Source organism: Comamonas terrigena NBRC 13299, assembly GCF_006740045.1.
Taxonomy (GTDB): Bacteria; Pseudomonadota; Gammaproteobacteria; order Burkholderiales; family Burkholderiaceae_C; genus Comamonas; species Comamonas terrigena.
Map to the genome: position 1 here is coordinate 3,705,483 of NZ_AP019749.1, position 13,644 is coordinate 3,719,126.

Below are 13,644 nucleotides of genomic sequence, written 5' to 3' on the forward strand. Positions count from 1 at the left end.
GGCCCCTGCATGACACAATTCGACGCATGTCTTCGGAGCACCACGCACCCCCAGTCCTGTCAGCCGACAACCCGCTGATGCCCCGCCTCTACCAGGCGGCCATCGGCCCGCTGCAGACGGCCTACTATCAGCGACAGTTCGAGCGCTTTGACGCGCTCGGCAAACCCCTGCCCAGCTGGAACTGGGCTGCCGGCTGCTGCACCCTGGGCTGGATGGCCTTGCGCGGTCTGTGGCGCCATGCCGCCGTGTACGCCGGCGTGCTGGTGGCGGTGGTGGCACTGTGGTGGACCCTGGGCCTGAACCAGTTGCTGCCCCGCCCTGCGGCCCTCGCACTGGCCCTGCTGCTGGTGCTGCTGGCCGTGCTGCTGCCCGGCCTGGGCGGCAATGCCCTCTACCACCGCGCGGTGCGCGAGCGCACCATGCAGGCACTGACCCGGTCGCGCACCCTGGGCGAAGCCATGGCCCTGCTGGAAACCCAGGCCCCCACCCCCATCCGCCTGCAATGGGCCACCACCGGCCATGCACTCAGCGCCCTCCTGGTGGCCGGCCTGGTCTGGGGGCTGAGCACCCTGTCCACGCCGGGCCCCGTCCACACTGGCCCCACCCAGCAGGACACCGCCCGTGCCCTGGCGGCCCTGGCCCCCACCCCGACCGCAGACACGCCCCCGGCGCCCCCTGCTGCGGCAGAGACCGCGCCCGCTGCGCCGGACAGCCCCCCTGCATCCGGCTCTGCGGCCGGTAACGCAGCTCCGCTGTCCCCGCTGGAGCAGCCCGGTCAGACTGATGCCGCCGCCCCAGGCGCTCCCGCTGCTGCGGTGGTCCCCTCGGCCCTGGCGGCCTCCAGCGTTGCGGCCGTGACCGCTTCCGCAGCGCCAGCCCCGGCGGCATTGCCCGAGAGCGCCAAGCCGGCGCCGGTGCCCGCAGCACCGGCTTCCGCCAAGACCCCCTCCACGGACAAGGCCGACCACGCCAGCCCCGCCACCCCGAACGAGCGCACCAAGGACAAGGCCGGCAGCAAGACCGACAAGGCCCCCGGCAAAGTGGACAAAGCGAACAAAGCGGACCAGGCCGACAAGCCCGACAGCAAACACGCCGCCGCCGGAAAGACCGTGTTGCAGCCCCGCAAGTACTACCTGAACAGCGGCCTCTACGCCCAGGCAGACAACGCCCAGCGCGTGACCCGCCGTTTGCGTGAAGCCGGCCAGCCGGTCTTCACCCAGTTGCTGGAATCACGCCAGGGCGAGGTCACCCGCATCCGCGTGGGCCCGTTCGACAGCCGCGCCCAGGCCGAGGCCGCAGCCAGCAAGATCCAGGGCATGAAGCTGGAAGCCCAGGTCTTCCGCCACCTGCCCGACTGATTCCGCCATGCCGGCACCGGCGGAGGTGGACACACGGCCGCCTTTCGTGACAATTACTTGCATGTGTAGCCTTCCGCCTACCAAAGGCTGCTGGTATGGTGCATGCTATTGTTTTGAGAGAGGTTGATCTATGCGTACTGTGCTTTGGATGGGTATTCCGCTGGTGGCTGCGCTGACCGGTTGTGCAGGCATGGGTTCGGGTGGCCCTGGTCACGGCAATCCGGGCGCGCCGGCCCAGCCGCTGCAACGCTGTGACGCTGCGGCCGCCCAGTGGGCCGTGGGCAAGACCAACACCGTGCAGCATGTGGAAGAAGCACGCCGCCGCTCCGGCGCGCTGATGGCCCGTGTGCTGCGCCCCGGTCAGGCCACCACGCTGGAATTCAATGCCGAACGCCTGAACCTGCTGGTGGATGCCACCGGCCGATTCACGACGGCCAGCTGCGGCTGAAGCGCACAGCCGATCACAGGCCTGTCTGACAGGCACACCCACCTGTTACCGCAGCCGACCGACCTACAGCCGTAGGTGCAGCCCCACGGCCCGCTGCGGCGCAGACCGGCCCTCGGGTTTTTCCCTGTGACCTAAGGTAGCCCCAGGCACGGAAGCCGTCCGTAGCCACCTGACCGCATGTTCACGAGAGGAATCCCCGTATGAATACCGACCAAGTCAAAGGTGCGCTGAAGGAAGCTGCAGGCAAGGTGCAGCAAAAAGCCGGCGAGCTGATCGACAGCCCCGGACAACAGGCCAAGGGACTGGCCAAGCAGGTGGAAGGCGCCGCCCAGAAGAAAGTGGGCGATGTGAAAGAAGCCGTGGACGATGCGCGCAAGGCATCCAAGTAAGGGCTGACCGCCCCGGCCGCACGGCCGTTACCGCCCACACCGGCCTCTGGCCGGTTTTTTATTGCGGCCGTCGACTGCCGCGGCGGGTGCGCCATGCCCCGTCCTGCACGGCGGCCGCCGCCACAGGCCGCCCCGCAGGCCAGAAGCCCGCCGGCCCGCCCTTCACTCTGGCGCCAGAAACAGCTCCTGCAGGTCGCTCAGGAAGTCGAACCCGCGCTCGGTGGGCGTCACATGGCCGAGGGACTGGGTGATCAGGCCTTTGCGCTCGGCCTCGTCGAGTGCGCTGCGGATGGTGCTGATGGGCAGACCGGTGCGGTCCAGATAGTCCTGCACCGCAAAGCCGCTGCGCAGGCGCAGGGCGTTGAGCATGTATTCGAACGGCAGGTCTTTGCGCCGCACATCGGTGTCGCTGGCCAGTGCATGGCCGGCCAGCGCGGCGTCCATATAGCGCTGCGGGTCCCGGATCTTCACCTGGCGCACGATGCGGTGGGCAAAGCTGAGCTTGCCGTGCGCGCCCGCGCCAATCCCCAGGTAGTCGCCGAACTGCCAGTAGTTGGTGTTGTGGAAACACTGGTGGCCGTCGCGCGCATAGGCGGAGATTTCGTAGCGCTGCATGCCCGCTGCACCGGTCATGGCGGTGATGCGGTCCAGCATGTCGTAGGCGGCATCGTCCTCGGGCACCTGCGGCGGGTACTTGGCGAAGTAGGTGTTGGGCTCGATGGTCAGGTGGTAGATGGAGATGTGCGGCGGCTTGAAGGACAGCGCCGCTTCCAAATCGCGCACCAGATCCAGCTCGGTCTGGCCGGGCAGCGCATACATGATGTCCAGGTTGAAGGTCTCGAAGGCACCCGCCGCCTCCTCCACCGCCGCGCGCGCCTGGTCGCCGCTGTGCACACGGCCGATGGCGCTCAGAAAGCGGTCGTCGAAGCTCTGCACCCCGATCGACAGGCGGCTGATGCCGGCATGGCGAAAGGCCCGGAAGCGGTCTTTCTCGAAGGTACCGGGATTGGCCTCCATGGTGATTTCACAGTCCGGCTCCATGCGCAGGCGCGCACGCAGACCGCTGATCAGCTGGTCGATGGACTCCGGGCTGAACAGGCTGGGCGTGCCGCCGCCAATGAACACGCTGTGCACAGTGCGGCCCCAGATCAGCGGCAGGCTGGCTTCCAGGTCGGCCATCAGCGCATCGATATAGCGCTGTTCGGGGATGTCCCGCACGCCGCCGCCTTCGCGGTGCTCATGCGAGTTGAAGTCGCAGTACGGGCATTTCTTGAGGCACCAGGGCAGGTGGATGTACAGCGACAGCGGTGGCAGCGCCGGCAGGCCCAGCGTGCCGGCGCGCATGTAATGCTGCACATCCTTGGGAGCCTGGCCCAGCGGGGCCTGTGTCTCCAGCGATGCAGCGGGATGGATGGGAATATTCATAAAACTCTCAGCGGTGCACCATGCTCCAGCCTGCGGCCTGCGTGCCAGCAGGCGCCGGCGCAGTGCCTCATGCGGCCAGCCAGCTGTGGCGTAACAGATCCATCATCGCGCGGGTGCTGCGGCCACGGTGGCTGTGGTCATTCTTGAAGGCGGGGTCCATTTCGGCGAAGGTCTTGCCCAATTCGGGAATGACCAGCACCGGGTCAAAACCAAAGCCGTTGCTGCCGCGGCGCTCGGTGGCGATCTCCACGCGCACGCGGCCCACTGCAATCAGCGGCTCTGGATCCTTGGGCGAACGCACACCCACCAGAGTGCTGACCATGGCGGCGCGGCGGTTGGCCTGGCCTTCCAGGTTGTTCAGCAGCGCCGTGACATTGTTGGCATCGCTTTTTTCCATGCCGAACTGGGTGCAGTAGTAGGCCGTGTCCACCCCCGGCAGGCCGCCGAAGGCGTCCACGCACAGGCCGGCATCGTCGGCAATGGCGGGCAAACCGGTCTTCTCTGCAGCGAAACGGGCCTTGGACAGCGCGTTTTCGACAAAGGTGCCAAACGGCTCGGGCGCTTCGCCTTCAAACAGATCGCCTTGGCAGATCAGCTCCACACCCAGGGGTGCGAACATGGATTGCAACTCGGCCAGCTTGCCGCGATTGTTGGAGGCGAGAACGATTTTCATGGTCAGATGGGGCTCTTACGCAGGCACAAAGGGCGTAAACAGCTATTGTTTTTGATAGCGCAGCCACCCGGCATGGGCGGCCATGCCGCCGAGTGTCGCCCAAGCCGCAAGGCCTTGCAGGCCGATCGGGGAGTCTGCAGCCCCAGGGCCCAACCCTGCGCATGGCGACGGGCTGCATGGATTCAGGCCCTAGCCGCCAGGCAGCTTGGGTGCACGCAGGCCGAAGCTCCCGGCCGGGGCCGCCACCCCACCGGGCAGCTCCATGCCCGGCTGCCATTCCACGGCCAGGGCCGTCACATTGTCACTGTGGGCGCCGGCGGCCTGCAGTGCGGCATCCACCAGCGCGGGGACGGCGGCATCCAGCGGCGCGGTGCACAGGCCGTGCAGCAGCGCGGCATCGGGCAGCGCATCCCACAAACCGTCGGAGCACAGCAGCAGCCGGTCGCCCGGCAGCAGACGGTGCGGCCCCTCCAGATCGAACACCGGGCGCTGGGTCGCGCCCAGGCAGGTGAACAACACGTTGCGGTTCTGCACCGCATCGCCGGGCAGCAGGGCCCCGCTGCGGGCCATTTCGGCAAAGGAATGGTCGCGCGTGCGCTGGAGCAGCCGGCCCGCGCGCACCCAGTACAGGCGCGAATCGCCGCAATGCACCCAGCAGACCTGGCCCTGCTGCACCACGGCCGCCACCAGCGTGGTGCGGGGGGTGTCGGACTGGTAGCGCGTTCGCGCATAGCGCAGGATCTGGTGGTGGGCGGACAGCAGCGAGGCTTCCAGAAACCCCTTCACATCGGCCAGCGCGGGCGTGGCCTCGCGCTGGAACCGGGCGGCAATGGACTGCAGCGCCATCTGCGCCGCCACCTCGCCATCGGCGTGCCCGCCCATGCCATCGGCCAGCAGAAACAGCCCGGCTTCACGGGTGTAGCTATAGCCCATGCGGTCTTCGTTGACAGCACGCCCGCCCTGGCGGCTGAGCTGGAAGACCGCGAACTTCATCGCGCCAGTGCCTGCGTGGGGCGGTAACGGGTGGTGGCCGGGCGCGGCGGGTCGGTCAGCAGCGCTTCCAGCTGCAGCCGCACTTTCTCGGCCATCGACAAGGGGGTGTAGCGGCGGCACGCACCATGGCTCAGCGCCTTGTGCAGCGCAAACACCGACTGCGGCCGGGCCAGCGGGTCCATGGCCATGCACCAGCGCACCACATCCAGCAGGTTGTCGGAATAGATACCGCGCAGCCGGCCCAGCGCCATGGGCAGGCGGTCCTTCTTCTGGCGCTGCAGCACATCGCTGGGAGGCAGTCCGGTCATGCAGGCGTAGATGCAGGCCCCCACCCCGTAGAGATCAGTCCACGGTCCCAGGCGGGCATCCCGCAGGTACATCTCGGGCGCAGCAAAGCCCGGGGTGTACATGGGGCGCACAAACGGAGCTTCCTTGTTGATCGCCTCGCGCGCAGCACCGAAGTCGATCATCACGGCCCGGTCGTCGTCGGTGATGAAGAGGTTGGCCGGCTTGATATCGAGGTGCAGCATCCGGTGCTGGTGCACGGCGCGCAGGCCGTGCAGCACCTCGTCGAACAGCGAGCGGATGGTCGATTCGCGCAGCACCTTGCCCTGCCTGCGGGTCCGGGCGGTGATGACAAAGTCCTGCAAGGTGGCCCCCTTGAGGTGGTTCATCACCATGTAGACCGTGTCGTTTTCGCGAAAGAAGTTGAGCACGCTCACCACCGAAGGGTGGGAGATCTGCGCCAGCGCCCGACCTTCCTCGAAGAAGCTTTTCAGGCCCAGGCGGTAGAGCGCGGTGTTTTCCGGCTCCACCTGCGGCACCAGGGCGCCGGGCGCGCGGGTGCTGAGGGCGGCGGGGATGTATTCTTTGATCGCCACTTGCTGACCCATGGCGTCGACCGCCAGGTAGACGACCCCAAAGCCCCCGGCCGCCAAGCGGCCAAGCAGGCGGTATTCCCCGATGAGGGTGTCGGGCGGCAGAGGGGCCGGTTTGGGCCGTGCAGTCGACATTTTGTGCTGGTAAACCTCAAGGTCAGGGCGGAAGCCGGATAATCAGCGAATTCGCAAGCAACCATCGAAAGTCCAATGGCAGTTTACAGCATGACCGGTTACGCCAGCGCCCAGCACGGCAGCAGTGCCGAGGCCGGTGAGGCGTCTTCGCGCAACGTACGGCTGGGGCTGGAAATCCGCTCGGTCAACAGCCGTTTCCTGGACCTGACCTTCCGTCTGCCCGACGAGCTGCGCGCCCAGGAACCCGCGCTGCGCACCCTGCTGACCGCCCGTCTGAAACGCGGCAAGGTCGAAGTGCGCGCCGCCATCGACCAGGATGCCTCCGCCTCCCTGCCCCAGCCTTCGCCCGCGCTGCTGCAGCGCATGGTGTCGCTGCAGGACCAGGTCCAGGCCTGGCTGCCCGACGCCAAGGGCCTGTCCGTGGCCGACGCCCTGCGCCTGTGCGGCCAGGGCCAGAGCAGCGCCGTGGACTGGTCCGAGATTGCCCCTGCGCTGGCCGAACAGGCCGTGGGCGAGCTGATTGCCGCCCGTGAACGCGAAGGCAAGCGCCTGGCCCAGATGCTGCTGGACCGAACCAAGCAGCTGCGCACCCTGGCCGGACAGGCCGGCCCGCTGGTGCCCCAGCTGGTCGAGCAGCAGCGTCAGCGCTTCCTGGAGCGCTGGCAGGAAGCCATGGGCCTGACCGAAGGCCAGGTCACGCCGGAAGCCGCCCAGGACCGCGCCTTGAGCGAAGCCACGGCGTTTGCCATCCGCATCGATGTGGCCGAGGAAATCACCCGCCTGAGCTCCCACCTGGACGAAGTCGACCGCCTGATCAAGAAGGGTGGCGAGATCGGCAAGCGCCTGGACTTCCTGATCCAGGAAATGCACCGCGAAGCCAATACCCTGGGCTCCAAATCCGCCGCGCTGGAGCTGACCCGCATCAGCGTGGACATGAAGGTCCTGATCGAGCAGATGCGCGAGCAGGTCCAGAACATCGAGTGACCACACCACACCACCAGGGCGCGCAAGCGCCCTTTTTGCAAGCCCTCCCCAGGCACCCATAGAACTATGGAAACTCCCGGAAACCTCTTCGTCGTCGCAGCGCCCAGTGGCGCCGGCAAATCCAGCCTCGTCAAGGCCCTGCGCTCCTTCGATGCGCGGGTCTATCCCTCGGTGTCGCACACCACCCGCGCGCCCCGCGGCCAGGAAAAACACGGTCGCGAGTACTACTTCGCCTCCGATGCCGAATTCGACTCCATGGTCGGCAATGACGCCTTCGTCGAATGGGCCAATGTCCACGGCAAGCGCTACGGCACGTCCAAGAAAGGCATCCAGGACCGCCTGGCCAAGGGCGAGGACGTGCTGCTGGAGATCGACTACCAGGGTGCACTGCAGGTGCGTACCGCCTTTCCGCAGGCGATACTGATCTTCATCCTGCCGCCCAGCTGGGAAGAGCTGCGTTCGCGCCTGGAAAACCGGGGCGAGGACGCCCCCGAAGTCATCGAGCTGCGCATGAAGAATGCCGAAGAGGAGATGGCCCAGGTCGGAAAGTTCGACTTCGTTATAATCAACGAATTGTTCGAGAGTGCGCTTTTTGACCTGAAAGCGATCATCCACTCACAGCGCCTCAAATACGCCTCCCAGCTTCGCCTGCGGTCCGACGTCTTCGAGTCGCTCAATCTTTCCTGAATTGAATTCCTTGGAGAACCCCGATGGCACGCATCACCGTTGAAGACTGCCTGGAGCAGATCCCCAACCGCTTCCAGCTCGTGCTGGCCGCGACCTACCGCGCCCGCATGCTCAGCCAAGGCCACACCCCCAAGGTGGAGTGCCAGAACAAGCCCGGCGTGACCGCTCTGCGCGAAATCGCAGAAGGCAAGGTCGGCCTCGAGATGCTGAAGAAAGTGCCGGGTTGATTTGGCACTGCAGCATTTCCGCTAGACAATAGAAGCACCGTATCCCGGTGCTTTTTTATTTCTATCCGCGGAATACTCCGACCGCGATACATTTGAGACATGAACGCGGCCCTACCTACGTCTGATGCTACTGATCCTGCCATTGCCCGCTCCGCACTCCCGGACGGCGGCAAGCGCACTGCTGCGGAGGTCTCGGCTGCCCATTTCGACCAGTTGCTGAGCCAACTGCAGTACCTGGACCCGGCCAGCATTGCCCAGGTCACCGAAGCGTGGCGTTATGCCGACATGGCCCACACCGGCCAGTGGCGCAGCAGCGGCGACCCCTACATCACCCACCCGATTGCCGTCACCGGCATCTGCGCCAACTGGAAGCTCGATGCGCCCGCCCTGATGGCTGCGCTGCTGCACGACTCCATGGAAGACTGCGGCATCACCAAGGACGACCTCACCGAGCGCTTTGGCGAAGCCGTGGCGGAACTGGTCGATGGCCTGACCAAGCTGGACAAGCTGCAGTTCAACACCCGCGAAGAGAACCAGGCCGAGTCCTTCCGCAAGATGCTGCTGGCCATGGCGCGCGATGTGCGCGTGATCCTGATCAAGCTGGCCGACCGCACCCACAACATGCGCACCATGGGCGACATGCCGCGCAGCAAGTGGGGCCGCATCTCGTCGGAGACGCTGGAAATCTACGCTCCCATCGCCCACCGGCTGGGACTGAACCAGACCTACCGCGAGCTGCAGGACCTGGCCTTCCGCCACCTGCATCCCTGGCGCTATGACACGCTGGACAAGGCCATTGCCAAGTCCCGCGCCCGCCGCCGCGATCTGGTCCAGCGGGTGCAGGGGGAAATCGACAGCGCCTTTGCCCGCATGGGCATCCACGCCCGGTTGATGGGGCGTGAAAGCACGCTGTACTCGCTCTACCAGAAGATGATCCGCCACAACCTGACGTTTGCGCAGGTCACGGACATCTATGGTTTTCGCATCGTCGTACCCACGGTCATCGACTGCTACACCGCGCTGGGCGTACTGCACCAGCTCTACAAGCCGGTGCCCAGCAAGTTCAAGGACCATATCGCGATTGCCAAGAACAATGGCTACCAGTCGCTGCACACCACGCTGGTCGGCCCCTCGGGCGTGAGCGTGGAATTCCAGATCCGCACCGAGCAGATGCACATCGTGGCCGAAGCCGGTGTGGCCGCGCACTGGCTGTACAAGGCCCAGGCCGGCGAGGATGCCCACCTGAACACCAAGTGGCTGCAGTCGCTGCTGGACATCCAGAACGAGAACAGCGATGCCACCGAGTTCTGGGACCACGTCAAGGTGGACCTGTTCCCGGACTCCATCTATGTGTTCACGCCGAAGAGCAAGATCCTGGCCATGCCGCGCGGCGCCACCGTGGTCGACTTTGCCTATGCCATCCACAGCAACATCGGCAACCATGTGACGGCCGCCCTGGTCAACGGCGAGTACGTGGCACTGCGCACCGAACTCAAGAGCGGCGATGTGGTGGAAGTCATCACCTCGGACGACGCCACGCCCAACCCGGCCTGGCTGGGCTTTGTCAAGACCGGGCGCGCCCGCTCCAAGATCCGCCACCACCTGAAGAACACCGCCCAGTCCGAATCGGTGGAACTGGGCGAAAAACTGCTGAACCAGTCGCTGCGCCAGGCCGGCATTGCCACCACACCCGATGGCTCCGAAGCCAACCAGGCGCTGTGGGACGAGGTGCTGCGCAAGACCGGCAGCCGCAGCCGGGCGGAGCTGATGGCCGACATCGGCATGGGCCGGCGCATCTCCAGTCTGGTGGCCTCGCACATCCTGGCCCAGCTCTCCAACCATGGCCAGCGCCCCGATGCGCTGCTGCTGACCCAGTCGCGCTTCACCGCCAAGGAGGACAAGCTCAGCCAGGGTACGGTGGTGCTGGACAGCCCCAGCACTGCGTCCATACGCTATGCGCCCTGCTGCCGTCCGGTGCCCGGCGACCCCATCGTGGGCTATCTGGGCCATGGCGACGGCCTGGTGGTGCACCATGCCGGCTGCGCCAATGCCAAGCGCCTGCAGGCCAAGGATGCCGAACGCTTCATCGCCGTGGAATGGGGTGAGGAAAGCCAGCAGCATCTGTTCGAGAGCGGCATTGTCGTCACCATCAAGAACAGCAAGGGAGTGCTGGCCCGGGTGGCGGGCGAGCTGTCGGCGCTGAATGTGGACATCCGCCATGTGGACATGGACGACGAAGCGGCCATGGAAACCACCGACCTGCGCTTCATCATCTCGGTCCACAACCTGGACCAGCTGGACAGCGCGTTGCGCAATCTGCGCCGCATCCCCACCGTGGTGCGCGCCGTGCGCATCTTCCCGCAGGACTAAGCACCGCAGGCTCGGGCACGCCGCATCCTCCGGGGTGCGGCTTTTTCATGCGCCGGGCATGCACATGGGCCACCGTGATTCGTCCCGTGTCCGACAGCGTGCCGACATGCAGAACTGGTACCCTGGCGCATGACCGTTCGGACCGCTCTGCCCGCCCCTGGCCTGCCCCTCCTGTCCTGGCACCGCTGGACCTGTGCCCTGCTGCTGTGCCTGGGCAGTCTGTGGCTCGCAGGTTGCGCCCAGCTGCCCCAGCAGGTGCAGCGCCCCCCCTCCAGCGCGCTGGCACAGCCGGAAGCCACCCCCCTGGGCCAGCTGCTGGCCCGGCAGCGCCAGCAGGCCGGCACGCCCTACCATTCGGCCTTTGTGCTGCTGGGCGGTGCCGAAGCGGCCTACACCAGCCGCCTGGCCCTGGTGCAGGCTGCCCAGAAGACGCTGGACATCCAGTACTACGCCATCCATGCCGATGCCAGCACCGCCCGGCTGCTGGAGGAAGTGGCCCGTGCCGCCGCCCGCGGTGTGCGGGTACGCATGCTGCTGGACGACTTCCACAGCGCCGGCAAGGACGCCCAGGTCATGCGCATGGCCTTTGTCCCCGGCGTGGAAATGCGCATGTTCAACCCGGTAATGGGCGCGCGCAGCTCGCCGCCGCTGCGCGCCCTGAGCACGCTGACCGATTTCAGCCGCGCCCAGCAGCGCATGCACAACAAGCTGTTCCTGGCGGACAACATGGTGGGCATTGCCGGCGGGCGCAACCTGGGTGATGCCTACTTTGACGGATTGGACAGCGACAATTTCATCGACCTGGACATCATGGCAGGCGGCGCCGTGGTGCGCCTGCTCTCGCGCAGCTTTGACACCTACTGGAACGACCCCCGTGCCTACCCGGTGGAATCGCTGCTGAGCCTGAGCGAACTGGATGCCATGCTCAGCCCCGCGCAGCACGCCAGGCTGCAGCACCGCGCCAGCCCGCCCAGCCCGGCCGATGAAGCCCAGGCCTTCACCCAGCAGCAGCTCCTACTGCTGCCGCCCATGGACCTGGCCACCATGGCCTGGATCTGGGCACCCGGCGTGGTGCTGGCCGACCGCCCCACCAAAGTGGCCCTGCCCGATGAAAGCGCGCCGCCCCCGGACGAAGACAGCACCGCGCCGCCGGAGGACGAGGACGACAGCTCCCTGCTGGCCGGCCTGCCTTCGGCCGCCAGCGGCACACGCCCCGCCCTCCCCCGTGCACCCACCGCCAACCAGAAGGCCCTGGGCCGGGTGCTGGCCCCGGTCGATGCCCAGGACAGCGTGGTCGACGGTCTGCTGGCCCTGGTGGACAGAGCCCGCAGCCAGTTGCTGATCGTCTCGCCCTATTTCGTGCCCGGTGCGGACATGAAGGCCGCTTTCCGCCGTGCCGTGCAGCGCGGCGTGCGGGTGCGCATCCTGACCAATTCGCTGGCCTCCAACGATGCCCCGTTGGCCCATGCCGGCTATGCCCGCCACCGCCAGGAATTGCTGGACATGGGCGTGCAGCTGTATGAGCTGCGCAGCGTCCAGCCCGGCAGCCGCAGCACGCTGCGCAGCTCGGCCGGGCAGATCAGCGGCTCCAGCGGCCAGTCGCGCGCCATGCTCCACACCAAGCTGATGGTGATGGACGGGCAATTGACCGTGGTGGGATCGATGAACCTGGACATGCGTTCCCAGCTGCAGAACACCGAAATCGCATTGCTGGTGGCCTCGCGCAAGCTGTCGGCCGAGGCCGCGCGCAACATCGAAGAAAGCCTGGACGAATCGGCCTGGCATGTCACCCTGGAGGACGGCAAGCGCCTGCTGTGGCGTGCACCCAGCGGCAGCGACTGGGGCGACCAGACCAGCGAGCCCGATGCCAGTCTGCCGCTGCGCATGCTGATCCGCCTGATTGGCCCGCTGGCCCCGGACCACCTGCTGTAAGCCCCGCTCCCACGGGCGGCAGCGGTGCAAGTGGAGCTGCCTGCAGCCCTCTTACCGGTCGACGACGTGCGGCAGGCTGGCAGGGTCGCTGAGGGCCCAGTCCACCCCGTGGCGCGCATGCTGCGCGCGGATCCAGTCGCCCACCACCTGCTGGTTGGTCATCACGCGCACGGTCTGGAAAGCCTCTTCGGCCTCGGGGTAGCGGCGGCGCATCAGGTTCAGCCACTGCTTCAGGCGACCGGCGCGCTGGCCGGGGTTCAGGTCACGGCACACCAGGTCCCAGAAACGCTGCAGGCGCGGCAGCATCTGCGCCCAGGACACGACGGGCGGCTGCGCGGAGGGAACGGCATCGGCCTGGGCCACACCGCCGGCCACGGCGGCGCGCAGCGCCCAGGCCAGCCCGGGGTCGGCCACGCTGCCACGCCCCAGCATCAGATCGCTGCAGCCCGATTGTTCGCGGCAGCGCAGCGCATCCTGCACGGTCCAGATCTCGCCGTTGGCAATCACCGGCACCTTGACTGCCTGCTGGATCTGCGGAATCAGCTCCCAGTAGGCCGGCGGGCGGTAGCCGTCCAGCTTGGTGCGGGCATGGACCACGATCTCGCAGGCCCCGCTCTCCGCCATGGCCTGGGCACATTCGCGCATCAGGCCCCGGTCGTGGAAGCCCAGGCGCATCTTGGCCGACACCGGCAGCGCCGCCGGCACGGCATGGCGCACGGCGGTCACCAGCCGGGCAATGGCTTCCGGGTCCTGCAGCATCGAAGCCCCGCCCCCATGGCGGTTCACGGTCTTGGCCGGGCAGCCGAAATTCAGGTCGATGCCCTCGGGGTTCAGGCGGCACAGATTGGCGGCGTTCTCGGCCATGCTAACCGGGTCCGAACCCAGCAGCTGCGCCCGCACTGGCACGCCCGCCAGCGTGCGGCTGCCGTTGAGCAGCTCGGGCATATAGCCCAGGAACACCCGGTCGGGCAGCAGCGAGCCGCTGACGCGGATGAATTCCGACACACAGCGGTCCACGCCGCCCACCTGGGTCAGCACATCGCGCAGCACAAAGTCCAGCAGCCCTTCCATCGGGGCCAGCAACAGTTTCATGGGGTCACCCAGGCGGGTCTGGGCCTGGTCACATATTCAAGTCAAATCGGCAG

The 13,644-nt window shown here is 66.9% G+C and carries 13 protein-coding genes; 8 read left to right on the forward strand and 5 right to left on the reverse strand.

The genetic code is table 11. The features are described from left to right. Window positions 1–26 precede the first annotated feature (26 nt). The 3 genes from CT3_RS16845 to CT3_RS16855 all read left to right on the forward strand — a co-directional run bounded on the left by CT3_RS16845 (window position 27) and on the right by CT3_RS16855 (window position 2,195). Window positions 27–1,358, forward strand: a complete 1,332-nt coding sequence (locus CT3_RS16845; protein ID WP_066536907.1) for an SPOR domain-containing protein — start codon at window positions 27–29, stop codon at window positions 1,356–1,358. A 130-nt stretch (window positions 1,359–1,488) separates the two neighbouring features. Beyond that, on the forward strand, window positions 1,489–1,806 hold the full coding sequence (locus CT3_RS16850) for an I78 family peptidase inhibitor (RefSeq protein WP_066536909.1): 318 nt from the start codon (window positions 1,489–1,491) through the stop codon (window positions 1,804–1,806). 200 nt (window positions 1,807–2,006) lie between these two features. Continuing rightward, window positions 2,007–2,195: a CsbD family protein gene (locus CT3_RS16855; RefSeq protein WP_066536912.1), complete on the forward strand. Its 189-nt coding sequence runs from the start codon at window positions 2,007–2,009 to the stop codon at window positions 2,193–2,195. Window positions 2,196–2,357: 162 nt separating this feature from the next. Here the strand turns inward: CT3_RS16855 and hemW are convergent, their stop codons facing one another. The 4 genes from hemW to CT3_RS16875 all read right to left on the reverse strand — a co-directional run bounded on the left by hemW (window position 2,358) and on the right by CT3_RS16875 (window position 6,299). Continuing rightward, window positions 2,358–3,620 (reverse strand): radical SAM family heme chaperone HemW, encoded by a 1,263-nt coding sequence (hemW, locus tag CT3_RS16860; RefSeq protein ID WP_066536914.1) that lies wholly within the window; start codon window positions 3,618–3,620, stop codon window positions 2,358–2,360. Between the two features lie 67 nt (window positions 3,621–3,687). Continuing rightward, window positions 3,688–4,293 (reverse strand): RdgB/HAM1 family non-canonical purine NTP pyrophosphatase, encoded by a 606-nt coding sequence (rdgB, locus tag CT3_RS16865; protein WP_066536921.1) that lies wholly within the window; start codon window positions 4,291–4,293, stop codon window positions 3,688–3,690. Window positions 4,294–4,482: 189 nt separating this feature from the next. After that, entirely contained in the window at window positions 4,483–5,286 is an 804-nt protein-coding gene (locus CT3_RS16870; protein ID WP_066536931.1) for a PP2C family protein-serine/threonine phosphatase, read from the reverse strand. Beyond that, window positions 5,283–6,299 carry a serine/threonine protein kinase gene (locus tag CT3_RS16875; RefSeq protein ID WP_066536933.1) on the reverse strand — a complete coding sequence of 339 codons (1,017 nt, stop codon included), beginning with the start codon at window positions 6,297–6,299 and terminating at the stop codon, window positions 5,283–5,285. Before CT3_RS16875 ends, CT3_RS16870 begins: the two co-directional genes overlap by 4 nt. A gap of 90 nt (window positions 6,300–6,389) precedes the next feature. Between CT3_RS16875 and CT3_RS16880 the strand changes: the two genes are divergently transcribed. From CT3_RS16880 to CT3_RS16900, 5 genes are all read left to right on the forward strand, one after another. After that, complete coding sequence (locus CT3_RS16880; protein ID WP_066536935.1) at window positions 6,390–7,283, forward strand: YicC/YloC family endoribonuclease; 894 nt, start codon at window positions 6,390–6,392, stop codon at window positions 7,281–7,283. Window positions 7,284–7,349: 66 nt separating this feature from the next. Then, window positions 7,350–7,970 carry a guanylate kinase gene (gene gmk, locus CT3_RS16885; protein ID WP_066536937.1) on the forward strand — a complete coding sequence of 207 codons (621 nt, stop codon included), beginning with the start codon at window positions 7,350–7,352 and terminating at the stop codon, window positions 7,968–7,970. A gap of 23 nt (window positions 7,971–7,993) precedes the next feature. After that, entirely contained in the window at window positions 7,994–8,197 is a 204-nt protein-coding gene (gene rpoZ, locus CT3_RS16890) for a DNA-directed RNA polymerase subunit omega (RefSeq protein WP_042417268.1), read from the forward strand. A gap of 99 nt (window positions 8,198–8,296) precedes the next feature. Then, the gene (locus CT3_RS16895) at window positions 8,297–10,567 is read left to right on the forward strand and encodes a RelA/SpoT family protein (protein ID WP_066536946.1); all 2,271 of its coding nucleotides are present in this window, start codon (window positions 8,297–8,299) and stop codon (window positions 10,565–10,567) included. A 129-nt stretch (window positions 10,568–10,696) separates the two neighbouring features. After that, entirely contained in the window at window positions 10,697–12,499 is a 1,803-nt protein-coding gene (locus CT3_RS16900; RefSeq protein ID WP_066536951.1) for a phospholipase D family protein, read from the forward strand. A 51-nt stretch (window positions 12,500–12,550) separates the two neighbouring features. On the opposite strand, the gene CT3_RS16905 is transcribed toward CT3_RS16900, so the two are convergent. Further along, window positions 12,551–13,591, reverse strand: coding sequence for a tRNA dihydrouridine synthase (locus tag CT3_RS16905; RefSeq protein ID WP_066536956.1), 1,041 nt, complete (start codon window positions 13,589–13,591; stop codon window positions 12,551–12,553). Window positions 13,592–13,644: the final 53 nt, after the last annotated feature.